22 protein-coding genes and 1 tRNA gene are annotated in these 24,042 nt (G+C 65.8%); 10 read left to right on the forward strand and 13 right to left on the reverse strand.

The genetic code is table 11. The features are described from left to right. Positions 1-85: 85 nt before the first annotated feature. The 6 genes from NOV86_RS01435 to NOV86_RS01455 form a co-directional block, all read right to left on the reverse strand. Complete coding sequence (locus NOV86_RS01435) at positions 86-907, reverse strand: hypothetical protein (protein WP_267639445.1); 822 nt, start codon at positions 905-907, stop codon at positions 86-88. Continuing rightward, the gene (locus tag NOV86_RS01440) at positions 900-5,384 is read right to left on the reverse strand and encodes a hypothetical protein (protein WP_267639446.1); all 4,485 of its coding nucleotides are present in this window, start codon (positions 5,382-5,384) and stop codon (positions 900-902) included. Before NOV86_RS01440 ends, NOV86_RS01435 begins: the two co-directional genes overlap by 8 nt. A gap of 120 nt (positions 5,385-5,504) precedes the next feature. Then, entirely contained in the window at positions 5,505-5,633 is a 129-nt protein-coding gene (locus NOV86_RS23375) for a DUF7563 family protein (protein WP_438266699.1), read from the reverse strand. Between the two features lie 129 nt (positions 5,634-5,762). Continuing rightward, positions 5,763-5,836 (reverse strand) — tRNA-Thr (locus NOV86_RS01445). A 14-nt stretch (positions 5,837-5,850) separates the two neighbouring features. After that, positions 5,851-6,339 carry a GNAT family N-acetyltransferase gene (locus NOV86_RS01450; protein WP_267639447.1) on the reverse strand — a complete coding sequence of 163 codons (489 nt, stop codon included), beginning with the start codon at positions 6,337-6,339 and terminating at the stop codon, positions 5,851-5,853. Further along, the gene (locus tag NOV86_RS01455; protein WP_267639448.1) at positions 6,329-7,540 is read right to left on the reverse strand and encodes a phosphoglycerate kinase; all 1,212 of its coding nucleotides are present in this window, start codon (positions 7,538-7,540) and stop codon (positions 6,329-6,331) included. Before NOV86_RS01455 ends, NOV86_RS01450 begins: the two co-directional genes overlap by 11 nt. Before the next feature lie 220 nt (positions 7,541-7,760). Here NOV86_RS01455 and NOV86_RS01460 point away from each other — a divergent pair, with 220 nt between their 5' ends. Genes NOV86_RS01460 through NOV86_RS01475 form a run of 4 tightly spaced genes read left to right on the forward strand, consistent with a single transcriptional unit; the run spans position 7,761 to position 11,828 of the window. Continuing rightward, complete coding sequence (locus NOV86_RS01460; protein WP_267639449.1) at positions 7,761-8,885, forward strand: branched-chain amino acid ABC transporter permease; 1,125 nt, start codon at positions 7,761-7,763, stop codon at positions 8,883-8,885. Beyond that, positions 8,882-10,291 carry a branched-chain amino acid ABC transporter permease gene (locus NOV86_RS01465; RefSeq protein WP_267639450.1) on the forward strand — a complete coding sequence of 470 codons (1,410 nt, stop codon included), beginning with the start codon at positions 8,882-8,884 and terminating at the stop codon, positions 10,289-10,291. The genes NOV86_RS01460 and NOV86_RS01465 overlap by 4 nt, the downstream gene beginning before the upstream one ends. Continuing rightward, positions 10,288-11,121 (forward strand): ABC transporter ATP-binding protein, encoded by an 834-nt coding sequence (locus NOV86_RS01470; protein WP_267639451.1) that lies wholly within the window; start codon positions 10,288-10,290, stop codon positions 11,119-11,121. The genes NOV86_RS01465 and NOV86_RS01470 overlap by 4 nt, the downstream gene beginning before the upstream one ends. Further along, positions 11,121-11,828, forward strand: a complete 708-nt coding sequence (locus tag NOV86_RS01475; protein ID WP_267639452.1) for an ABC transporter ATP-binding protein — start codon at positions 11,121-11,123, stop codon at positions 11,826-11,828. Before NOV86_RS01470 ends, NOV86_RS01475 begins: the two co-directional genes overlap by 1 nt. 144 nt (positions 11,829-11,972) lie before the next feature. On the opposite strand, the gene NOV86_RS01480 is transcribed toward NOV86_RS01475, so the two are convergent. The 4 genes from NOV86_RS01480 to NOV86_RS01495 all read right to left on the reverse strand — a co-directional run bounded on the left by NOV86_RS01480 (position 11,973) and on the right by NOV86_RS01495 (position 15,156). Further along, positions 11,973-13,226: an ABC transporter substrate-binding protein gene (locus NOV86_RS01480; RefSeq protein WP_267639453.1), complete on the reverse strand. Its 1,254-nt coding sequence runs from the start codon at positions 13,224-13,226 to the stop codon at positions 11,973-11,975. An 88-nt stretch (positions 13,227-13,314) separates the two neighbouring features. Then, on the reverse strand, positions 13,315-13,893 hold the full coding sequence (locus tag NOV86_RS01485) for a CBS domain-containing protein (protein ID WP_267639454.1): 579 nt from the start codon (positions 13,891-13,893) through the stop codon (positions 13,315-13,317). Between the two features lie 75 nt (positions 13,894-13,968). After that, positions 13,969-14,727 (reverse strand): GTP cyclohydrolase III, encoded by a 759-nt coding sequence (locus NOV86_RS01490; protein WP_267639455.1) that lies wholly within the window; start codon positions 14,725-14,727, stop codon positions 13,969-13,971. Between the two features lie 102 nt (positions 14,728-14,829). Beyond that, positions 14,830-15,156 (reverse strand): DUF5785 family protein, encoded by a 327-nt coding sequence (locus tag NOV86_RS01495; protein WP_267639456.1) that lies wholly within the window; start codon positions 15,154-15,156, stop codon positions 14,830-14,832. 138 nt (positions 15,157-15,294) lie between these two features. Here NOV86_RS01495 and NOV86_RS01500 point away from each other — a divergent pair, with 138 nt between their 5' ends. Next, entirely contained in the window at positions 15,295-16,353 is a 1,059-nt protein-coding gene (locus NOV86_RS01500) for a hypothetical protein (protein ID WP_267639457.1), read from the forward strand. Position 16,354: 1 nt separating this feature from the next. Here NOV86_RS01500 and NOV86_RS01505 read toward each other — a convergent pair whose 3' ends face one another. Both NOV86_RS01505 and mct read right to left on the reverse strand, forming a co-directional pair. Continuing rightward, positions 16,355-16,903 carry a hypothetical protein gene (locus NOV86_RS01505; RefSeq protein WP_267639458.1) on the reverse strand — a complete coding sequence of 183 codons (549 nt, stop codon included), beginning with the start codon at positions 16,901-16,903 and terminating at the stop codon, positions 16,355-16,357. 108 nt (positions 16,904-17,011) lie between these two features. Further along, positions 17,012-18,205, reverse strand: a complete 1,194-nt coding sequence (gene mct, locus NOV86_RS01510) for a succinyl-CoA:mesaconate CoA-transferase (RefSeq protein WP_267639459.1) — start codon at positions 18,203-18,205, stop codon at positions 17,012-17,014. Between the two features lie 151 nt (positions 18,206-18,356). On the opposite strand from mct, the gene glmS reads away from it, so the two are divergent. From glmS to citE, 5 genes are read left to right on the forward strand one after another with little or no spacing between them, the layout of a single operon-like run. Then, positions 18,357-18,797, forward strand: a complete 441-nt coding sequence (gene glmS, locus NOV86_RS01515; RefSeq protein WP_267639460.1) for a methylaspartate mutase subunit S — start codon at positions 18,357-18,359, stop codon at positions 18,795-18,797. Positions 18,798-18,802: 5 nt separating this feature from the next. Beyond that, positions 18,803-20,284: a methylaspartate mutase subunit E gene (locus NOV86_RS01520; RefSeq protein WP_267639461.1), complete on the forward strand. Its 1,482-nt coding sequence runs from the start codon at positions 18,803-18,805 to the stop codon at positions 20,282-20,284. Then, the gene (locus NOV86_RS01525) at positions 20,274-21,542 is read left to right on the forward strand and encodes a methylaspartate ammonia-lyase (RefSeq protein WP_267639462.1); all 1,269 of its coding nucleotides are present in this window, start codon (positions 20,274-20,276) and stop codon (positions 21,540-21,542) included. Before NOV86_RS01520 ends, NOV86_RS01525 begins: the two co-directional genes overlap by 11 nt. Before the next feature lie 30 nt (positions 21,543-21,572). Further along, positions 21,573-22,640: a 2-methylfumaryl-CoA hydratase gene (gene mch, locus NOV86_RS01530; RefSeq protein WP_267639463.1), complete on the forward strand. Its 1,068-nt coding sequence runs from the start codon at positions 21,573-21,575 to the stop codon at positions 22,638-22,640. Between the two features lies 1 nt (position 22,641). Beyond that, positions 22,642-23,682, forward strand: coding sequence for an L-malyl-CoA/beta-methylmalyl-CoA lyase (gene citE, locus NOV86_RS01535; RefSeq protein WP_267639464.1), 1,041 nt, complete (start codon positions 22,642-22,644; stop codon positions 23,680-23,682). A 6-nt stretch (positions 23,683-23,688) separates the two neighbouring features. On the opposite strand, the gene NOV86_RS01540 is transcribed toward citE, so the two are convergent. Continuing rightward, positions 23,689-24,036 carry a DUF4112 domain-containing protein gene (locus NOV86_RS01540; protein ID WP_267639465.1) on the reverse strand — a complete coding sequence of 116 codons (348 nt, stop codon included), beginning with the start codon at positions 24,034-24,036 and terminating at the stop codon, positions 23,689-23,691. Between the last annotated feature and the right edge of the window lie 6 nt (positions 24,037-24,042).

Below are 24,042 nucleotides of genomic sequence, written 5' to 3' on the forward strand. Positions count from 1 at the left end.
CGATCGTATCTGTTCCGTTAGCTGTGAGAGATCCAACCCTGCTCTATAGTCCCTGTCAGACAGATTCTCAAATCCGGATTCGGCCCTAGAAGTCCGGAATATCGACCTGAGTCGACCCGACGTCGTCTATCTCTGCATCGACCCAGCGCCCGATGCCATCTGAATCGGTCCACTCCAGTCTGAACCGGCGGATGACGTCGTTTTGGTCGACCGTGACGAATCCCTGGTCGAGGTCGTACCGCCCATGTGCCCGGATTTCGTACCGATCGTGGATTTCCCCCGATTCATCAGCCGTTGTGGATTCGGGTTCTTCGACTGCCGCACCGACGAGGAATCGGTCGAAGACCGAAGCACCCGTAATCTCGATAACCCGGCTGGAGATATCGAGCGCCGCCGCATTGGACGTGCCATCGATGAAGCCGATGTCGACCCCGTGCAGGTCTGGCGTAAAGTAGTGGGTTAGTGATTCGACGCCGTCGTCAATGGTGGATACCTCGGTGAGCGAAACGAAGGGCTTGCCGCTCATCGAGCGGAGATATTCGATCTTCTTCTTGATGTCGGGGTCGGAGCCGGAACCCTGCAGTTCGACGGCCACAGTGTAGCTCTGTCCTCCGATTGCGTCGACGTGACCATCGATGAGGTCCCCCATATCGGCAGCGGACGGAACCGGGGTGCTAGTACCCCTGGCACTTCGTCGGGAATCTCCAGTCCCTGTTCCGTCGCCTTCGCCAGCGAACCCACCACAGCCGGCGAGTGAGGCCCCACCAAGGACAGACAACGCCTGACAGAACCGGCGCCTGGTCGTGTCCGTATCCGCATCGTCGGTCAGTTCCTTGCTTGTCCTGTACGCGGCGTTGTCGATTTCCGGTTCGATCTCCGTCTCGTCGGTGATGGTTTCGTCAGTCATCGGTGGTTCGTGGTTTGAACAGGAAGTCCACCTGGTCGAGTTGGACCTCAACGTCGTCTATATCGAAGTCGAGGTTGTCGAAGTCGATGTCCAGGTTTTCAAGTTTGAACCCCTCGTCGTCGGGGTCGACAGTACGGAAGATGTACGTCGCGAGTTGTCGCAGTTCCTTGCTAGATACGCCGAGGGCTCTCTCCCACTTCACCAGCTCCACGTCCGGGATTCCGTCACGAACGAATGCTTCGCCCGACAGTCCTGACGCAGATGGCGTCTGCATACCCTTGTCATTCGTGCGGTCGATGATTTTTTGCATCGTACGCTCCTTCTTTTCCAATTCTGCCGCGAGATCGTCAGCAGCGGTCGACTCCCAGTTCTTGACAACGACCGGCTTTGGGTCTTCTCCGTCGGCCATTCGTCGCATCTCGATTTCGAGGAAATCGAACTCTGCGCTGTAACTACCGGTCTGACGCTTCCAGTTCAACAGTAGTGCTGTCTCCCCCTCATTGAGTTTTCTCGGTTCGAAGTCGGTCAGTATCTTGTCCACTTCTGTGAAATCCCCTCGTCCTTCGAGGAACCGAGCTGCCATCACCCGTTCCGCCAGGGCCCCGGCCAAGTTGCCCACGTCGCCGCTGGTCGGAACCGACTTGCGGATGTCCTCGAGTGGGTCACCGAAGGTCCCTGCCGGATTGTCGGGGTCCATCCGACCCAGGTACCGGTGGTTGGTCCGGTAGAGGGAGTCGAATATGTCCCAGAGGATGCCACTGTGCGGTGCAGCCTCGACGTACGCCATGACGGCGGTGCCGCCGAACAGCGAACCGCCAACTGGCAGTCCATCGGGGGCGTTCTTGGCCGCCTGCGAACGCAGGAGTGGAAATTTACTCACCGCACCGGGGTCGGCAATCGACCCTTCACCTCGGTCGAATCGGCGGACTACATCTGTCATCCTATCGAGCGCATCCGCCATGGCATCCGACGCGGTCAATACTCCTCTTGCACCGAGTGCCACCAACTTCGCGACCCACCCTAGGAGCAAGTTGAATCCGATGTAGCCAAAATACCACCCCTCCAGAAATACGTAAGCCCTCGGGTTCGGCATCTCGTAGGGATTGTCTTCACGCTGCTCCTGGTGAAGCGCCTCGATTCCGTCGACAGTGCTCGCTATCATTGCTTTCGCTATGTCGAAGAAAATTCCGCCACGCGTTTCCACAATGGCGTCGATGAACCGGGCAACTCCTTTCAGTACCTCTTCTAGGTCCAACCCGAGAATCATCATCACGGTTTCTTTCAAAGAATCGAAAATATCCATGATGGCGGCCACGACTCCTTTTACAGCACCGTGAACCAGATCGGTGTAGCCGTTGAGGACCACATCTTCGGTCTCGGTGTTCTGTAGATACCGCGCGAAGACCGTCACCACCTGGTTATCCTCACTGATGAGTTCCTTGCTTGGAGTTTTCTCCCGCTCCTGCGGGTCGACGAGTGGGCGGTCGAGCTCGAGGCCGACGTGTCGGGACGGACCGACCGTCACCGACCGCTGGGTCGTCGATCCGTCAGGCCCCTCGACTTCTATGTCGTAGGTGCCGTCCGGGACCCGGCGGTCGAACGAGTAGTTACCCATCGGGTCCGTGGAGGTCTGTTCGACACCTTCCAGACTCACCGTCGCATCTGCGACCGGCTGGGAACCGGTCGAGTCGACGACAGAGCCGGTGATTACCTGTGCAGCCGCGACCGTCAGGTACGCATCCGTGAACGTGGAGCTGACCCAGACCTCTTTCGTTTCCTCGATGAGAGCGTCACCGTGGTCGACCGTTAGCTCGTAGAGTCCGGCGGGTATCCGATCGAACTGCACGTCGCCGTTCCGTAGCTGTTGGGAGAAACTCTCGCCCCCTTCGACTGGCGCGAGGTCGATATCTGCCCGTTCGACTGGATCACCAGTCGACTCGCGGAGTTCGAGAGTGAAGTCTGTTCGGCCGAGTTCTTTGACCGTCAACGAGAATGCCCGGTCGAAGCTTCGTCTCACGAGTTCCTCGTCGGTGCTGGACCTGACGACGGCCTCGTAATCGTAGCGTCCCTGGCTGAGGTTCTGGCTTCGAGACGGTTCCCACTGTATCGACGATCGCTGGGTCTCGGTCTGGGTCACTTCGACCTGTTCTGTATCGGAGACGACGAGCGACCCATCGGGGCCCGTGATTCGATGTTCGACGTCGACACCCGCTATCTCCGTTCCCGTATTTTCCAGCACCACCGTCGCCGTTGCCGTCACCTCGAACGAGGACACCTCCCCGTCAGCGGGTTTTGTGACGAAATCAGTGATCGTGACTTTGGGGTTGTCGACGACCACTGCGTCCTCAGCGGTCATCTCGTCGAGGAGCGTGTCGAGGTTCTCCCTGTCACGTTCGCTCCAGAGTCGGACCCGAAGGTCGTACGACCCGGACGGAACGTCCGCCGGAAGGTCCCACTCTACCTGCACACGCCCGGATTCGCTCGATGCGAGGGAGATCTGGCGACCGAGTAGCTCCTCGGTCACGACCACACCATCCGGATCGACGGGCTCGACGCCGACGAAGAACGTGTGGCTGGTCTCACCGTCGTTGGTGACTCCAATCTCGATTGGAAGGGATTCACCACCCGCAACCGTCTCGGTCTCGGCAGTTACGTCGTCGATAGTTCCGGCAGCGAGCGTCTCGACGACTTCGAAGACATCTCGCTGGTACGAGTTCGCCAGTCTGGTCTCCAGCCGGTCGCGGTCCGACTCCTGCCAGATAGCTATCTCAACGTCGTACACGCCCGTCGGTGCCGACCGAGTCACTTGCCACTCCACGTCGACGGTGACGGTCTCGCCAGAGAGAATCGAAATCTGACGACCGGTCGCGCCACTGTTGTCGTAATCGTTGCCGTCCGGCCCCCACACCGAGTATCCGACGAAGAAGGTGTGGTCGGTCTCACCGGTATTCGTCACCTCGACAGCAGTCTGGACCACCTGTCCTTCGGTGAACTGGCCAGCCTGCGTCTCGGTAGATTCGATACGGGCGCTCACCGATTCCGTCACGATGCTGATCGTATCCTCGGCTGTCCAGTCGTCCAGGCGCGTCTGGAGACTCGACGGATCGGACTCCTGCCAGACGGAGGTCCGGATATCGTACAGACCCTCTGGGACGTCCGATGGAACGACCCACTCCAGGCTCACAGTCCGGTCTTCGCCGGGGGCCAGGGTTACTGTCCGGCCGGTCGTATCGTCGTTATCGTAGCTTCCTCCGTTCGGATCATACGCTGTATAGCCGACGAAGAAGGTGTGGTCGATGGTCCCGGTATTCTCGACGGTCACACTGCTTGTGACCGTGTCACCGGGTCGATATTCGCCCGTCGCGGGAGTGAAATCGAGGATAGCCGCCGTGGCTTCAGCCTCCTCGACGTAGAACGAATCGTAATCCCACTCCTCATCGAGCCGGTCGACCAGGTTGTCCGGGTCACTCTGTTTCCACACCGCGACCTGAACGTCATAGCTCCCCTCCGGAGCAGCCGATTCGACATCCCATTCGACCTGGACATCACGAACCTCGCCAGCGTCGAGGGTGACCGCCTGCCCCGTCGTGTCGTTGTTGTCGTAGGGGTCACCGTCCGGACCGTGGACAGTGTACCCGACGTAGAACGTATGGGTTTCTGTCCCAGTATTCTCGACACCGACGTTCGTATCGACGCGCTGTCCGTGAGAATACGTCCCGTTATCGACAGCAATCGACTGGACTCTCGCAGAGACGGTCTCTTCCTGGACGTAGAACGCGTCGTAGTCCCAGACTTCGTCCAGTCGATCCACGAGATTGTCGGGGTCGCTCTGTTTCCACACTGCGACCTGAACGTCGTAACTCCCGTCTGGTGCGTCACTCTCGACGTCCCACTCGACCTGGACTTCACGAACCTCGCCAGCGTCGAGGGTGACCGCCTGCCCCGTCGTGTCGTTGTTGTCGTAGGAGTCTCCGTCCGGACCGTGGACGGTGTACCCGACGTAGAACGTATGACTGTCGGATCCAGTGTTCTCGACACTGACATCCGTGTCTACACGTTCGCCCGCGGAGTACGTCCCGTTGTCTACGGATATCGACCGGATAGTCGCGGAGACTGTCTGTTCCTGGACGTAGAACGCGTCGTACTCCCGGTCGTCGGCGAGGCGTGTCCGGAGGTTAGACGGATCGCTCTCCTCCCAGACGGATATCCTGACGTCGTAACTCCCCTCGGGTGCCACTGATTCGACGTCCCACTCGACGGTGACGCTCCCTCTTGACCCCGGGTCTAGGGAGAGCGTCGTCCCCGTCGTCGCGTCGTTGTCGTACGTGTCGCCATTCGGACCGTATACGGTATAGCCCACGAAGAACGTATGTCGGCTGGATCCGGTGTTCTCGACGTAGACTGTCGTGTCGACCTGCCCATCGTACCCGTACGTACCGTGGTCGACGTGGAAGCCGAGCAGCTCAGCCGAGGCCATCTTTCCCCTCCCGTCTCCAATCCCCCCTCTTGCGGACAAAAGACATAGCCATAACCTGTTGCTAATCTATAATAAATGGTTCCCTCGTCACAGTATCTTCCTCTCACTGGAGGATTCGCACTAGAGCGGGAGTCCCAGAGTTGCTCGCGAAGTCCAAGTACGGCCACCGAAGATTCTGGCGAACTCTCGGGGGACGTGGCTCCCACAGGTAAGGCAGGAATGGTGAGGGTGTGGTGCCAGCCGGTTCACGCGGCGCCACCTCCAGTTGCAGGCGGAGCCGTGCCACTATCTGTTCGCTTCGCGCCGGGAGAATTTAATCAGGAATTGGGAGTTCGAATCTCACTACCCCACGCGGTTCTCGCAGGGCTCGGACAGAAGAGCCAGGGGTGGGATTCGAACCCACGAAGTCTCGATTACAAGTCGAGTGCATGAACCGCCCATGCTCCCCTGGCGCGCTTTCCGTACGTCAGTCGTGGCCCTTCGGGTTAGTATCACTTTCGACTCCGACTCGCTTCTCCATGACGACGCGGTGCTGGTGGTAGCCAGCGCGGTCGTAGAACTCGCGGGCCTCGGTGTTGGCCGCCATCACCTCGAGCTGGATGGTCTCGATGCCGCGGTCGGTGAGGGCGTCCTCGGCTGCGCCGAGCAGGGCGGTCCCGCGGCCGGCGCCCCGGTACTCGGGGAGGACGTAGAGGTTGTGGACGATGCCGCGGTCGGTGTCGAGCTCGAGGTTGCCGGTGTTCTGGCCGAACATGACGAACCCGACGATGCGGTCGTCGAGCCGGTCGACGAGGACGTCGTCGTCGACGATGTGGTGGGCGAAGTGCTGGAGGATGCGGTCGCGGTTCTCGTCGGGGAGGATGGCGCTGCCGTGGGGGCGTTGCTCGCGGGCGAGGTCGACCCACTGGTCGGCGAGCGTCTCGAGGTCCTGCAGGGTGGCCGGTTCAATCGGCATGCGCGTGGCGGAGCGCCTCGACCGCCGGCAGGTCGCCGTCGGTGAGCATCCGGAGGCAGGCGCCGCCGCCGGTCGAGAAGTGGCCGAAGCGGTCCTCGAGCCCGAACTTCCGGATGGCCGCGGCGGTGTCGCCGCCGCCGACGATGCTCTCGCCGACCTTGCTGGCGGCCGTGTAGAGTTCGCGGGTCCCGTCCTCGAACAGCTGGTCCTCGAAGACGCCGGCGGGGCCGTTGAGGATGACGGTCTCGGCGGTGTCGAGGATGGAGCGGTACACCTTGAGCGTCTCCTCGCCGATGTCCATGGCCGCCTCGTCCTGGCGGCCGGGGAGTGCGTTCAGCCCGATGTCCCGGCGCTCGCCGTCGCGTTCGACGGCCACGTCCTGCGGGAAGCGGATGCGGTCGCCGTGGGCGTCGAGCAGGTCGGCAGCGCGGTCGATCTCGTCCCAGTAGCCCTGGTCCATGATGAACTCCATGCTGGCGTCGCCGAGGTCGACGCCGTCGGCGGCGAGGAAGACGTTGCCGACGACGCCGGCGGTGAGCACGGTGTCGGCGAGGTCGTTCTCGAGGACGGACCAGGCCACGTCGATGGAGTCGGGGACCTTCGCGCCGCCGAGGACGTACACGCGGGGGCGCGGGGTGGATTCGATGTCGCCGAGGACGTCGAGTTCGCGCTCCATCACGCGGCCGGCGTAGCTCGGGAGGTGCTGGGGGAAGCCGACGAGCGACGGCTGGGAGCGGTGGGCCGCCGCGAAGGCGTCGTTGACGTAGGCGTCGAGCGCCGGCACGAGCCCCTCGACGAGGTGGGTCTCACCCGCCCGTTCGGGGTCGAACTCCATGTACTCCTCGGCGTAGAAGCGGGTGTTCTCGAGGACGACGGCCTCGCCGGCGTCCAGCCCGTCGATGGCCTCGCGGGCGGCCGACGAGAAGGTAGCGTCCACGTAGGAGACGGGGTACTCGAGCAGTTCGTCCAGCCGCTCGGCGTGGGGCGACAGCGTCTCGAAGTCGTCGCCACCGGGGCGGCCCTGGTGGGCCAGGATGGCGAGACGGGCGCCGCGGTCGAGCAGCTCCGAGAGCGTCTGCTGGTGGGCCTGCAGGCGAGCGTCGTCTGCGAGGCCGCCATCGGACAGCGGGCTGTTGATGTCGACCCGTACCCCGACCCGACGGTCGGCGACCGCGAGGTCATCGAGGGTGCCTACCGGCATGTTGTCTCGGGATGGGCAGGGGCCGGTGAAAGAGTTTTCTTTGTCTCGTCGGCGGGGACGTTTGTGATTCGTACTAACAATTGCCACACGTACACGAACCCGCAATATCGACCGACAACGGGGACTCCTGCACCTATCATGTACGCGAATGAACCGGGTGGCAAAGGTGAAAGGTTTAATAGCTACTGGGAGAGCCTGTTTAGCGTGTTGAGGGGTATCAATGACCGAGTCTAATTCGAACGTCACCCGTGGGTGGCGCTTCATCGCCGACCGTCCAGCAGCCATGGTGGCGCTGCTGGTCGGGGTCCTGTTGTTCGTGGACCTCCTGATGAAGCTGGTCACCACGGGTGACGACGTTACCATCGCGCTGTTCCTGACCTTCCTGTGGCAGGGCATCGTGATCGGGCTGGTGTACGGCCTCGCCGGCATCGGCCTCTCCATGACGTACAGTATCCTGAACTTCGCCAACTTCGCACACGGCGACTACATCACGAGTGGCGCCTTCGGTGGGTGGGCCGCGACGTTCGTCGTCGCCGGCCTCGGCAGTCACGCCTTCGGCGACCTCGTGCTGGTGGGTGCGAACCGGATCGCAGGGACACAGATCGGCATCGACATCGTCGCGACGCCGCTTGCCATCCTGGTCGGGCTGGTGTTCGCCGGCGTCCTGACCGTCGTGCTGGCCCTGGTCATCGACCGCATCGTCTACAAGCCGATGCGGGGGCAGGGCGGCATCTCGCTGCTCATCGCGAGCGTCGGTGTGGCGTTCGCGCTGCGCAACCTGCTCCTGTTCGTCTTCGGTGAGGCGAACCTCTCCGTGGCGAACAACACGCCGGGCAAGCTCGCGGTCGCGGTCCCCGGCGGCACCATCAACGCGAACTACCACGAGATCGTCCTCGTGGTGGCCGCGGTCATCCTCATGCTCATCGTCCACTACCTGCTCCAGAGCACGAAGCTCGGGAAGGCGATGCGTGCGATGTCCGACAACGAGGACCTCGCCCGCGTCACCGGCATCCCGACGGAGCGGGTCGTCAAGTTCACGTGGATCATCGGTGCGGCACTCGCGGGGATGGCCGGGTTCCTGCTCACGCTGGAGTCGACCACCCTCGTCTACACGCGCGGGTGGACGCTCCTGCTGTTCATCTTCGCCGCGGTCATCCTCGGTGGTATCGGCTCGACGTACGGGGCCATCTTCGGCGGCCTCATCATCGGCCTGACCGAGAAGATGTCGCTCATCTGGCTGGGTGCCGAACTGAGCGACCTGTCTCGGGCGGCCGCGTTCGTCCTGATGATCCTGATCCTGCTGTACCGGCCGCAGGGTCTGTTCTCGGGGAGGTCGACCGCATGAGCGACGACAATCCCCATCCGGACGCCAAGACGACCGAGGAGGCCGCAGACGCCGAGGAGAACCGCGAGGCTGGCAACATCTTCGACAAGCACTTCGACTCGGACCTGACGATGGTCGTGACGACGGTGCTCGCGCTCTATGCCATCTTCATCATCTTCGGCGTCCTGCTCGGCAACGACATCAACGGGCACTTCAACGCGCTGCAGGGGCTCACGTTCCTCATCACGGTGTACGTGATGCTCTCGCTGGCGCTGAACCTGCACTGGGGTTACACGGGGCTGTTCAACATCGGTATCGCGGGCTTCATGGCCATCGGGGCGTACACGTTCGCCATCGCGACGGCCTCGCCGAACCCCGCGAACCCGTCCGACATCCCCGGCCTCGGACTCCCGTTCTTCGTCGGTATCCTACTCGCCGTGGTCGTCTCAGGTGTCGTCGGCTTCGTCGCGGCGCTCCCGGCACTCCGGCTCCGGGCCGACTACCTCGCCATCGTGACCATCGCGCTCTCCGAGATCATCCGCTTCGGGCTCAAGTCCAAGGCGCTGTCGCAGTTCAGCATCCTCGGGGCGAAGATGGGGACCGGTGGCGCCGGCGGTATCAGCGTCGACAAGCCACCGTCCCGGGTGCTCATCACGGACGGCCTCGGCGCCATCCCCGGCATCGGCGCGCTCGTCGACCTGTTCATCTCGGTCGGCACGTCCATCGGGGTCAACCGCTCCGTGATGGTGTCGTGGCTCTACACGCTGTTGCTCGTCGTCGTCGCGGCGGGCTTCTACTGGCTGCTCGTCCGCATCGGCTTCTCGCCGTTCGGACGGGTCCTGAAGGCCATCCGCGAGGACGAGGACGTCGCGAACGCCCTCGGCAAGGACACGGCCAACTTCAAGATCAAGGCGTTCGTCGTCGGCTGTGCCCTCATGGGCCTCGTCGGCATCCTCTGGTGGGCCAACGCCGGCTTCATCAACACGCAGCCGTTCAAGCCGAAGACGACGTTCTTCATCTGGATCGCCCTCATCATCGGGGGCTCCGGGTCGACGACCGGGTCGGTCATGGGTGGCGTCCTGTTCATCGGGACGCTCTACCAGGGCCCCATCACGTTCGTCGGCATCCTGAAGGAGGCGCTGAACGTCCAGGGGAGCGGCCCCGGGACCATCGTCGACGCCTTCGCGCTGGTCCTGCAGGGACAGATCATGCCACTGTTCGAGTACATCATGGCGAACATCGAGCCGTTGCGGCTGGTCCTGATGGGCGCCGTCCTCGTCTGGTTCATGCAGAACAAGCCGGACGGGCTGCTCGGCGACCGCAAGGAACTCGCGACCTCGCTCGACCCACGGAGCGTCACCCGCCCGCCCGCGAAGGCGGCCGCGACCGACGGTGGCGCCGAGACCGACGGTGGTGATGACGAATGAGTGAATCGGACACGACGACGGAACCGGCGGAGCTGAGCCTCGACAAGGACGTCTCCGACGACTTCGCGGACCTGCCGCTTCGCATCGACAACCTGCAGAAGTCCTTCGGCGGTATCAACGCCGTCAACGGGGCCACCTTCGACGTCGAGAAGGGGACACTGACCGGCCTCATCGGTCCGAACGGGGCCGGGAAGTCGACGACGTTCAACCTCATCACGGGGTTCATCGAGCCCGACGCCGGGACGGTCACGTTCAACGGCGAGGACATCACCGGGATGGCCCCGCACGACCTCGCGGACCGCGGGCTGGTCCGGACGTTCCAGATCGCCCGCGAGCTCTCGGACATGACCGTCCTCGAGAACATGATGCTCGGGCCGAAACACCAGTTCGGCGAGTCGCTGTGGCGCTCGGTCATCCGGCGGAACGAGACCATGGAACACGAGCAGGAGGTCCTCGAACGGGCCTGGGAGATGCTCGACTTCTTCGAGATCGAGCACCTCGCCAACGAGTACGCGGGCAACCTCTCCGGCGGGCAGCGCAAGCTACTGGAGATGGCCCGGGCGCTCATGACGGACCCGGACATGCTCCTGCTCGACGAGCCCTTCGCCGGCGTCAACCCCTCGCTGGAGAAGCGGCTGCTGACCCACATCCACGAACTGCGCGAGCAGGGCTACACGTTCCTGCTCGTCGAACACGACATGGACCTCATCATGGAGAACTGTCGGCGCGTCATCGTGCTCCACCAGGGGCGCGTGCTCGCCGACGGGACGCCCGAGGAGATCCGCGCGAACGACGAGGTCATCGACGCCTACCTCGGAGGTGACGTCTGATGTCGGAACTGCTCGAGGTGGGCGGGCTCGACGCCGGCTACGGCGACCTCCAGATCCTCACGGACGTGGACATGTTCGTCGAGGACGGCGAGTACGTCACCATCGTCGGCCCGAACGGGGCCGGCAAGTCGACCGTCATGAAGTCCGTGTTCGGGCTGACCACCTACATGGGTGGCCAGATCGATTTCGCGGGCGAGGACATCTCGGGGCTGAACCCGGAGGAGATCATCCACCACGGACTCGGCTACGTCCCCCAGAACGACAACGTGTTCGCGAACCTCACCGTCGAGGAGAACCTCGAGATGGGTGCGTACATCCTCGACGAGGTGCCACAGGACGCGATGCGGGCGGTGTACGACCGCTTCCCCATCCTCGAGGAGCGCAGGGAACAGAAGGCCGGCACGATGTCCGGCGGCCAGCAGCAGATGCTGGCGATGGGCCGGGCGCTCATGCTCGAACCCGACCTGCTCATGCTCGACGAGCCATCCGCGGGCCTCGCGCCCGACCTCGTCGACGACATGTTCGACCGCATCGACGACATCAACGACGCCGGCACGGCCGTCCTCATGGTCGAGCAGAACGCCAAGGAGGCGCTGCGCCGGTGTGACCGCGGCTACGTCCTCGTCCAGGGCCAGAACCGCTACATGGACGACGGCGACGTGCTGCTGAACGACGACGACGTCCGCCAGCAGTTCCTCGGCGGCTGATTCCGGACCCGTCCCTTTTCCGTACTCGACGCCCGCGAGCGGCGCGTGTTCGTCGCTTCTGGACCTGTCCCGAGACTGGCCTGCAACTGGCGAGGGATGGATGCCTCTCTCCGGTCGCGTCGCGAAAAAAGCGTGAGCGTCTGCTCAGGCGCTGAAGTTGATCGTGTCCGTGACCTCGATGCCCGACTCCGAGTCGGGTGCGAACTCCCAGACGGAGTAGGTCACGGCCTTCATGTCGCCGTTGTCGTCGTAGTCGACGGCGCTGGATGCGCCGGCGTACTGCACGTCGTCGCCGTCCAGGGCTGCCTGAACGCCCTCCGCGAGGTTGTTCGCGGTGACCTCCATGCCGCCGGGGTTGGCGACTGCCTGCATGTTGTCGCGGACGGCCTGTCCGGTGTTCTCGCCGCCTGCAGCGTTCGCGAGGATGAGCGTCGCGGACGCGTCGTAGGCGTGTGCGTTGAAGATGCCGGGGTCGCGGCCGTACTCCTCGTTGTAGAGGCTCGCGAATGCGTCGGCGGCCGGGCCGGACGGCTGCGGTGCCGTCCCGGTGACGTTCTCCATCGGGTTCCCGATCTTCTGTTGCATCGAGGGGTCCTGGAGACCGTCCGTCACGAGGATCTGGGTCCCGTTTCCGCCGAAGTCGGCGTAGTAGTCCTTGAACAGCTGGACGCCGGAGGCCGGGTAGCCGATGACGACCAGGAGGTCCGGGTCGTCGGTGAGGGCCTGCCGGAGCTTCGAGCTGTAGGAGGACTGCTCCTTCTCGAAGGCGACCTGGCGCTGGACCGTCCCGCCGTCGTTCTTGAACGAGTCCGAGAAGGACTGCGAGAGCAGCTGGCCGTAGTCGTTGTTGACGTACATCGTCGCGGCCGTGGAGGCGCCGATGGATTCGACACCCACCTGGGCCATGACCTGGCCCTGCAGCGCGTCACTCGGCGCGGTGCGGAAGATGTAGCCGTTGTCGTCGAGGTCCGTCACGCTGGGTGACGTGGACGAGGGCGAGCAGCCGACGACCTCGTTCGGGATGAACACCTGGTTCGACACCTGGATGTTCACACCGGACGAGGCCGGCCCACAGACGCCGGGGTAGCCGGCGTTCACGAGTGTGTTCGCCGCGTTGATGCCCGTCTGGGGCGAGGTCGCGGTGTCCTCTACCTGGAAGTCGATGGTCGTCTCGAAGTCGCTGTTGCCGTTCAGCTGCTTGCCCGGCAGGGTCGCGCCGTCGCGGATTGGCTTCCCGACCGAGGAGAGGTCGCCGGTGACCGGCATCAGCACACCGTACTTGATCTCGCGGCCACCGCCGCCGCCGCCACCGAGCCCACCGATACAGCCAGCGAGTCCAGCCATGCCGGCGAGGCCGGCACCCTTCAGCACATCCCGTCGTTGGATATTCCGTGCCATGGTAGCGGTGTACTTACTACTGTGTTATAAATATACCCCCCGCTGTCCGACGGATTGGCGCCGAGAGAAGACACCGATGCCCGAAGGTCTACACCTGTCGACAGTTCTGGCAGACGAGCTGACCGTTCGCGTCGTGGAGCGTGTCGGCGAGCGAGCCACACAGTTCACAGACGCCCTGCGAACCGTACTGGTCCGAATCGCCGCCGTTCGCGGCGACGGCCGTCTCGGGCGTGGTCGGGTCGGCTGCGGCCTCCTCGGTCGCCACCTCCAGGCTGCGCGTCTCGCGCAGTGTCCCGGCGGCGTCGATGACGTCGCGCTCGCTGAGGATGCCGAGGACCTCGTCCTCGTCGGTGACGAGCAGGTTCCGTATCTCCTCGCGGGACATCCGGTCGGCCGCCGCCGCCAGCGACTGGTCGGCGTCGATGGAGACCACCGGCTGGGACATGAGGCGGTCGACCGTGGTCGCCTCGGGGTCGAGGTCGTCCGCGACCAGTTCGAGGACGTCCCGCTCTGTCATGATGCCGACGGGGTCGCTCCCCCGCATCACCAGTACACTCCCGACGCCTTCGTCGCGCATCAGCCGAACCGTACTGAGGACGGTGTCGGACTCGCTGACGCCGACGAATTCGCGCGTCGTTACGTCACGAATCGACACGTCGCGTTCCATGTGTGAATGGTTGGCACTGCGCCTATAAAATCTACCCCCGCTACCCTTATGCCCTCGCCGTGCGAATGTGTCCGGTCAGTCGAACTCGACGCTGGTACTGTTCGCGCGACACTCTTCGAGGGCGTGCTTGGCGGCGAAGCCGGCGTCGTGGGCGTTCCGACCGGTGCCGATGCCGACCTGGAGGTCGATGCCCGTCTCCTCGACCACGTGGTCGATGGCGTCGCGGTACTCGGCCTCGCCGAGGTCGGGACAGGTCGCGATGATGTTGTCCCCGCCGACGAAGAACGAGAGCGAGTCGTGGGCCTCGCGCATGTAGCGCATCAGAGAGGCGTAGGCCTGCTCGATGTGGATGAACGAGTCGAACGCGTGGTGCTCGTCGGTGAACTTCCCGGTCGCGTCGATGACGTCGAAGTGGGCGATCTGGACGTCGTCGGGCGTGCGGAACTCCTCCTCGATGACGCGCCCGCGGAGTATCTCGCGGCGGCCCTTGTCCTGGGCGCTGCCGGCGTCCTGCAGGAGGTCGGTCGCGTCCGCGAGGGCCTGTGCGGGGTTGGTCCCGGTCGCCACCGCGAAACTGATGGTGACGGGGTAGCGGTTGCGCACCGACTCCTGGATGAGCGCGTGGTCGTCCATGTCGAGGCCGTTCGTGACCGCGACCATGTTGTCGAAGCGGGTGAAGAAGACGTACCCGTCGCGGTTCCCGACGAGCTGGGAGAGGTCGGCGTACAGCCGCGACTGCAGCGTCTGGAGGTCGACCTCGCGCCGGGGCTCCGGCGTCACGGTCCACGGCCCGTAGTTGTCGATCTGGATGAGACTGACCTGCGTGTTCGTCACTGTTGGGGGGTCCTAACGAGCGCGAGCGTATAAGTGAATCTGAACCGGACGAGCCGGGTTCCCGGTTTCCGGGCTGGCGGGCCGGTCCGGTGGCCCGGTCGGTCAGGCGTGCTTGACGTTGGACTCGCCGGCCTTGGGGTGGAACTCCCAGAAGCCACCGGAGCGCATGGCCTTGCCGACGGACTTGTGGAACGCGAGGATGTCCTCGAACTCGTCCTCGGTGACGTGCTCGAAGATGTCGGCGACGCTGACGACGCGCTCGGAGTTCAGGCGGATGGGTTCGTCGCCGTGCTCCTCGACGAAGTCGGCCGCCTGCAGGGGGAAGTCCTCGTCCTCGTCGAGCTTCTTCGCGAGGACAGCCATGCCGTACTTGCGCATCCCCTCGCTCCCCTCTTCGCCGTCGGGGTCGTGGGGCCACTGGTTGCTCATACCCGAGCCTGTGGACGGAACCCGCAAAAGGATTTCTGATGTGGTCGTCGGTCACAGGGGGCGAAAGCGTGGGGGTTCGCCCGGGCAGGGAGGCGAGCGGTCGGGATTTATGTCCGGGGGGTGACAACCACGGGAGCGATGGACATTCGTCGCGTCGTCAGCTGGCCGCCCCTCATGGCGGCCGTCGCAGCGGTCTGTTTCTTCCTCGGCATCCGGCTGCTCGGTACGTCGACAGCCGTGCTCGCCCCGGACCTCGAACCGGTCCTCGACCGGGCCATCCGCGGTGACCTCTCCGCGGTCGGCACGAGCTGGCTCGTCTCCTACGCCGTGTTGAACGGGTCGGTGGTCGCGGCGGTGTCGGTGACCCTGTCGCACTCCGGGCTGCTCGGGGTCTCCGAGCTGTTCGGGGCCATCGCCGGGAGCCGCCTCGGCGCGTCCGGCGTCGTCATCGTCCTCGGCGTGTTCGAGTACGTCCAGAAGGAATCGTACTCGCTGCGGGACGCGACCTCCCTCGGCGTGCTCTCGGTGCTGGTCACCTTCGCGCTGTTCGTCCCCGTGACCGTCGCGGGCCTGCTCGGACACTGGCTCGGCGACCCGACCGCCGCGTTCGCCGATCGAATCCCACCTCTCGGCATCGGCGGGGACGGCCCCGTCGCCTCGACCGTCGACGCGCTCGTCGGGCTGTTCGGGCCGCACCTCGGCGCGCTCCTCGCGGTGGCGCTGCTGTTCGGGAGCTTCCGGCTGTTCGACCGGGCGCTCACGGCGGTCGACACCGACCAGTTCCGGGAGGCCGTCGTTCCGCTGGCGCGGCGGCCCTGGGCGACGTTCCTCGTCGGGGTCGCGCTGACCACGGTGACGACGAGCGTGGCCTTCTCGGTGGGCGTGTTCGTGCCACTCTACAACCGTGACTTCTTCGAGCGCGACGAACTCGTCCCGTACCTGCTGGGCGCGAACGTCGGCACGATGAGCGACACTCTGCTGGTCGCGGCCGTGCTCGACTCCGCGGTCGGGGTGGCGACCGTCGTGCTCGTGATGGCCGCGAGCGCCCTGCTGGCGGTCCTGTTCGTGGCCGCTGGCGACCGGTTCACGGGGGGGATCGAGTCGGCGGACGAGGCGGTCCGACGCGACCCGCGGACCTACGGCTGGTTCGTCGCCGTGCTGGTGTTGCTCCCGGCGATACTGGTGCTGGTCGGCTGACCTACCCCGTACACGCGATGCCCGTCTGGGTCACCGCGGTCCCGTTCACCGCGAGGTCGATTCGCTCGACGTGTGCCGGGCAGGCGACGATGCCCCAGGCGGCGACCGCGTCGGCCCCGCCGATCCGGACCACGTAGACCGCGGCCCTGGCGGGCGCGATGTCCCTCGCTTCGACCGACCACTCGGGCTCGCCCTCGAAGACGACCCGGTCGACCGGGTCGGACTGCTCGGGCGGCGAGACGGCTCTCACCGACGACTCCGGCCCGTAGGACACCACGACGTTCTCGGAGAACGACCGCGTCTCGACGCTCCCGTTGAGGTACTCGACCCGGATGGGGCCGGCCGGCTCGCGGAACAGGTGGACACTGACGTAGACGCTCGCAGAGGAGTTCCCGGTCACGGCCACGGTGACGTTCTGGTCGCCGGTCGAGGGGGTCGAGTCGCTGCTCGGGACAGAGAGACACCCGGCGAGCACGACGAGGAGCGCGAGGGCGAGGAGGGGCGCGAGCACCCGGGGCGACCGGGCTCGCGCTGGCGATGGGACCTGCATACGAGAGAACACGTCAGCACCGACGATGATGCTCGCGGTGGTTCTCGCGGCCTGAGAAATCTACCGGCAGCCGCGGTCGCCGGTCGGGCGAGAGACGGCCCTGGCCGGTCAGTCGTCGCCGCGGGCCGTCGCGGCGCCGTCCCCGTTGTCGCCGCCGGTCCCGAGCAGTTCGTCGCGGTGCTCGTCGAGCAGGGGTGCGCGACCCTGCGGGCCGGTCGGCGTCTCCGAGAACTTGATGGGGCAGCCGGCGACCGTCACGTCGCGGTCGGCGCCGGGCTGTTCCACGTCGGCGAGCATCTCCCGGGCGTGGACGTGCGGGTCGTCGAAGATGTCGGCGGTGTCCTGCACGGGGGCGGCCGGGACCCGGCCCTCGAGAGCGTCGACGATGTCGGCCTCGGGGTGCTGGCGGGTCCAGTCGGCGATCTCCGCGCGCAGGTCGTCGCGGTTGCGCAGGCGCGAGGCCGCGTCCGGGTAGTCCGCCACGAGGTCCGGCCGGTCCATGGCGTCACACAATGCGCGCCAGTGGCCGTCCGAGAACGCCGCAATCACGACGTGGCCGTCGGCGGCCTCGAACGAGTTGTAGGGGAACAGCGTCGGGTGGGAGTTCCCCTGTCGGGTCAGCACCTCGTCGGTGTAGGAGTAGTAGTAGACGGTGCGTTCGCACATCGACACCATCGCGTCGTACATGGCGGTGTCGACGTACTGGCCCTCGCCCGTGCGTTCGCGGTGGTGGATCGCACCGAGGATGCCGACCGCGTTCAGGACGGCGGTGAACAGGTCGCCGATGCCGGGGCCGACCTTCGTCGGCGGGCCGTCCTCCTGCCCGGTTATCTCCATGACGCCGCCGAGCGCCTGCGCGATGAGGTCGAAGCTCGGCTGGCCCTGACGCTCGGTCTCGCCCGTGCGTGGGTCGCCGAAGCCGCGGATGGAGGAGTAGACGAGTTCGGGGTTGTGTTCCGTCAGCGTCTCGTACCCGAGGTCGTACTTCTCCATCGTGCCCGCGCGGTAGTTCTCGACGACCACGTCGGCCTCCTCGACGAGGCGGAGGAAGTCCTTGCGGTCGCGTTCGTCGCCGAAGTCGAGTTCGAGCGAGCGCTTGCCGCGGTTGACGGACTGGAAGTAGCCACCGTAGGCCTCCTCGTCCGGCCCCTCGCAGAACGGCGGGTTCGACCGGATGAGGTCGCCACCGGGGCGTTCGATCTTCACCACGTCCGCGCCCATATCGGCGAGGAGCATGGTACAGTACGGCCCGGCGAGGACCTGTGTGCAATCGATTATCCGTAGGTCCGAGAGCGCACCCATGCCACCGGGTCCTCGTCTGCGGGGCTAAAACCTTCCGGATAAATCATGATGGTCTGGCTAGGGTCCTCAATCCTGTATAAGGTGTCTAGGGAGTATTATCATGAAAAACCATTATCTTTAACTATCGTTCATGCAATTCGCTGAATACCACATGCCCCCGACAGTCATACTCGGTGTCATCGGCTCCGACGCACACGTCGTCGGTATCACCATCCTCGACCAGGCCCTCTCGGCAGCAGGGTTCGAGGTCGAGAACCTCGGCGTCCAGACCTCCCAGGAGGACTTCGCCGCAGCCGCGAAAGACAACGACGCCGACGCTGTACTCGTCTCTTCCCTCTACGGGCACGCCGAGCAGGACTGCCAGGGCTTCCACGAGCTGCTCGCCCGCGAAGGGATCGAGGCCACCACCTACATCGGTGGGAACCTCGCCGTCGGGCAGGACGACTTCGAGCAGACACGCCAGACCTTCCGCGCGCTCGGTTTCGACCGCGTCTTCGACTCGGAGACGACGCCGGAGGAGGCGATCCGCGCCCTCGAACGAGACCTCACATTCAGCACGCGCGACCGGGAGGTCGACACGGTTCAGGCCTGACCTAGATGTTACGCGACGAACGCATTCCGGCCGAGCAGTTGCAACGCATCGACGAACGCATCCGGGACAACTGGCCCACCGGGCAGGACGTGGACTTCGAGGAGGCCATCGCCTACCACGAGTCCCTCCCCGAGCACAAGCGCTTCGCGGACGTGCTGGAGTCGGCCGACCGGCCACTGTTACAGCCACGCGCCGGCGTCCCCCGCATCGACGACCAGGTCAACCTGCTGTGCCACCTCCACGAGGACGGCGCGGCCGACCTGCTCCCGACGACCATCGACTCCTACACCCGCGACAACGAGTACGGGAAGGCCGAGGAGGGCCTCGAGAAGGCCCGCGAAACCGACGAGGACACCCTGAACGGGTTCCCGGCGGTCAACCACGGGGTCGAAGGCTGTCGCGAGCTCATCGAGCGCGTCGACGCACCCATCGAGGTCCGTCACGGGACGCCCGACGCCCGGCTCCTGGCCGCGGTCACCTTCGCGGGCGGCTTCCAGAGCTTCGAGGGCGGTCCCATCTCGTACAACATCCCCTACACCAAGGAGCGCGACCTCGCGGAGACCATCGAGCACTGGCAGTACGTCGACCGACTGGCGGGCGCGTACACCGAGCGCGGTGTCACCATCAACCGCGAACCCTTCGGCCCCCTGACGGGGACGCTCGTCCCGCCGAGCATCGCCATCGCCATCGGGCTGGTCGAGGGGAAGCTCGCGGCGACCCAGGGCGTCAAGAGCGTCACGCTCGGGTACGGGCAGGTCGGCAACGTCGTCCAGGACGTGGCCGCCCTGCGCGCCCTGCGCAAGCTCGGCAACGAGTACCTGCCCGACGACGTGACGGTCACGACCGTCTTCCACGAGTGGATGGGCGGCTTCCCGCCGGACGAGGCCCGGGCGAACGGCGTCATCGGCCTCGGTGGCACCACGGCCGCCATCGCGCAGCCGGACAAGGTCATCACGAAGTCGCCACAGGAGTTCCAGGGCGTCCCGACCAAGGAGGCCAACGCGGCCGGCCTCCGGACGACCCGCCAGCTCATCGACATGGTCGTCGAGCAGGCCATCTCGCTCGACGGGGTCGACGAGGAACAGGACCTCATCGAGCGCGAGACGCGCCAGCTCCTCACCGCCATCGAGGCCCACGGCGACGGCGACGTCGCCCAGGGCACCGTCGAGGCGTTCTCGACCGGCGCGCTGGACGTCCCCTTCGCCCCGAGCGACGCGGCCCAGAGCGCGGTCCTCCCGGCCCGCGACGACGACGGCCGGGTCCGCATCTTCGAGTGGGGCAACCTCGCCATCGAGGACGACGTCAAGGAGATCCACGCGGCCCGACTCGACACGCGCGCCGAGACCGAAGGGCGCAAGCAGTCGTTCCGGATGGTCGCCGACGACGTCGACGCCATCAGCGACGGGAAGCTCATCGGCCGTCCGGGGACCGGGAAGGGTCGTCGTGACGGTGGCGGCCAGAACGGGGGTGAGACCCGTGCGGATTGAACGGGTCCGCGCCATCCCGGCGGTCTCGGGGTTCTTCTTCGACGACCAGCGCGCCATCAAGCAGGGCGCCGAACACGACGGCTTCGCCTACACCGGCGACCCCGTCACGCCCGGCTTCGACGAGGTGCGAGAGGCAGGCGAGGCCCTCGTGGTCGAACTCGAACTCTCGGACGGCACCGTCGCCTCCGGCGACTGCTGTGCGGTCCAGTACTCCGGCGCCGGCGGGCGCGACCCGCTGTTCCGCGCCGAGACCTACCGCGAGGTCGTCGAGGGCGCGGTCGCCCGCGAGCTGCGGGGCCGGGACCCAGACGCGTTCGACGACAACGCGGCGGCCATCGAGGAACTGCCCTCTGCAGAGTCCGACGGCGACCAGCTCCACACCGCGGTCAGATACGGCGTCTCGCAGGCACTGCTGGACGCGGCGGCCAGCGCTCGCGGTGAGACCATGACGGAGGTGCTGGCCGACTCCCTCGGGACCACCCCGGCGACCGAGCCGATTCCGGTCTTCGGGCAGTCCGGCGACGACCGCCGGGTGAACGCCGAGAAGATGATGATAAAGGGCGTCCCGGTCCTGCCGCACGGCCTGTTCAACTCGGTCGAGAAGGTCGGCGAATCTGGCGAGCGCCTCCGCGAGTACATCGCGTGGCTCGCCACCCGGGCACCGGAACTCGGGCCCGAGGGCTACGACCCGACCATCCACATCGACGTGTACGGTATCCTCGGCGAGGTGTTCGGGGCACCCTACGACCGCGCCGAGGTGACCGACTACTTCACCACCCTCGCGGACGCCGCCGGCCCCTTCGAGCTACAGATAGAGGGGCCGATGGACGAGGGCAGCCGCGAGGCCCAGATCGACGCGATGGCCGAACTCCGGGAGGGCCTCCGCGACGACGGCGTCGGCGTCGACATCGTCGCCGACGAGTGGTGCAACACCTTCGAGGACGTTCGCGCGTTCGTCGACGCGGGTGCGGCCGACCTCGTGCAGGTGAAGACGCCCGACCTCGGCGGGGTCCAGCGCTCCGGACAGGCGGTCCGGTACTGCGAAGGTACCGACACCCGGGCGTACCTGGGTGGTACCTGCAACGAGACGGTGACCTCGGCGCGGGCCTGCGCCCACGTGGCGCTGGCGACCGACGCGGCCCAGACCCTCGCCAAGCCCGGCATGGGCTTCGACGAGGGCTTCATGGTCGTGACCAACGAGATGCACCGGGCCCTCGCCCGGATGCAGACCGCACCCGAGGCACCGGCGGACGATTGACGATTCAGGAGATTCCAGTAGCAGACGACAATGGATTACACGGACACAGAGACGTTCCAGACGATACTCGAACAGACGGAGACACGCGAGAAGGGCAACTGCTTCGAGGACTTCACCGAGGGCCAGACCATCGACCACGCCCCCGGCCTCACCCTCTCGAACTACGCGAACGAACTGTGGGCGAGCCAGACGCTCAACCACGACCCCATCTACTGGCGGACCGACGCCGCCCGCGAGGTGGGCTTCGAGGAACCGCCGGTCCACCCGGACTACCTCGTGGCGGCCGTGATGGGGCCGACGGTCGAGGACCTCTCGGAGAAGGGCGGCTACTTCCTCGGGCGGACGAACCTGCGGTACCACCAGCAGGACGTGGCGCCCGGGACCGAACTCCGGGTGTCCTCGACGGTCCAGGGCAAGAAGGCCTCCTCGTCGCGGCCCGAGTACGGCATCGTGACGTGGGAGACCGAGGGCATCGACGCCGAGACCGGCGAGGCCCTGCTCAGCTACGAGCGCACGAACATGATTCCGCGACGGGAGCCGGTGGCGACCGACGGTGGGCAGGCGACCGACGGCGAGACCATGGAGGACCCCGAAGACGACGCGGGCGACGACACGCCCGCAGAGTTCGTCACCCCAGACGGCCCCTACTTCGAGGACCTACAGGCCGCCCTCGACGAGGCGGCGGACCGCGACGCCGCGGTCGCCTATCGCCACGAGCGCGGCCGGACCATGGACGACGTGCTGGTCGCCACGCTCCCCCTGATGACGCTCAACACGGCGAAGCAGCACCACAACGTCGACGTGATGGGTGACTCGCCCTCGGGCGACATCGTCGCCTACGGGGACGTGACGCGGTCGGTCGCACTCGGCCACGCACGCTCCGACGAGGCCACGTATCGAGAGATCGGCTGCGACGACGAGCGCTTCCACACGTTCGTCACGCCGGGCGACACCGTCTACGGGTTCACCCGCGTCCTCGATGCGGGCGACGCCGACGAGACTGCCGGCACCGTGACGTTCGAGCACATCGCTTTCAACCAGCGCGACGAGCCCGTCTACTCGGGCACCCGTCGCGCCCGAATCCAGACGAGGAACTAACATGACAGGACTCGCACGCACTTTCCAGACCGCACCGGCCGCCGTCCCCCGCGACAACACGGCGAAGTATCTCGACTCCGCGCTCGGCGCGGCGGGCTTCGAAGCCCCCGACTGGCTCGTGCCCGACCTCGAGGACGGCACCGCGCCGGACATGAAGGCCGAGGCACTGGAGAACGTCGTCGACCGGCTCCCCGAGCACGCCGACGACTTCCCCGGCGAGATCTGGCCGCGCGTCCAGTGGGCCTACGACTCCGAGGCCGCCCGCGAGCAGGGCCGCGAGGAGATCCGCCGGCTCGTCGGCGAGGTCGGCGAGTACATCGACGGCGTGGTCGTCCCGAAGGTCGGCCGGCTCGAGGACGTGAAGGCGGCTGCCGGGGTCGTCGCCGAGGCCGAGCGCGAGTTCGGCTTCGAGGACGGCGCCATCGGGCTCTCGGTCATCGTCGAGACGGCTCAGGCGCGTTCCGACCTGCGTGAGATCTCGCTGTTCGGGAGCGATTCGCGCCTCGAAGGGCTGGTCTTCGGCCCGGTCGACTACACCGCCGAACTGGGGGGACGGGACATCGGCTCCGGCCGCCCGCGGTGGGACGGCCTGCTGGAGGCCATGTCGAACGAGGCGAGCGCGAACGACCTCGTCGCCATCGGCGGCCCCTTCGACCACCTGTTCAAGGAACGCGCCGGCGTCACGTTCTACAACGCCGACGGCTACGCCGACCAGGTCGAACACGAGGCCCAGCTCGGGCTCGACGGGTCGTGGTCGCTCTACCCCAAGCAGACTGCACAGGCCAACCGCATCCACATGCCGACCACCGAGGAACTCCGGCGCGACGTCCACAAGATAGAGCAGTTCCAGGAGGCCAAGGCGGGCGGGACCGGGGCGGTCACCGTCGACGGCCAGATGGTCGACGAGGCGACGTTCAAGAACTTCGTGAACACGGTCGAGACGGTCCGCGAGATCGACGCCGCCCACCCCGACCAGACGAGCGAGATGTACGACGACACCCTGCTGGAGCGTGCCCTCACCGTGGACACGTCCTGGGAGTAGCCGGACTCAGTTCTCCAGCGACCGTTTGAGCAACTCGACGTTCTTCCGGTTGCCCTTCCACACCGCGTCGAAGGCGTCACCCACGATGGGTATCGCGCCGACGCTCGCGTCGATGCCGACGTTCGCGAGCATCCGCACGAGCGTCGTCTTCGGGACGCCGGCGCGGTAGGCTTCGGCGACGATGTAGAGCGAGACCGCAGCCGACGCCGCGTCGCCGACGCCCGGGAGCAGCCCCACGATGGGGTCGAGCCCGATGCGGATGTTCGTCCCCGGGACCCTGATGGCGTCGTCGAGCAACGAGGCGACCAGTTCGGTCCGGCGGACCGCCGGGTGTGACGCGGAGATATCTGTCATGCTGTA

The sequence above is a fragment of the Haloarchaeobius amylolyticus genome (assembly GCF_026616195.1).
Taxonomy (GTDB): domain Archaea; phylum Halobacteriota; class Halobacteria; order Halobacteriales; family Natrialbaceae; genus Haloarchaeobius; species Haloarchaeobius amylolyticus.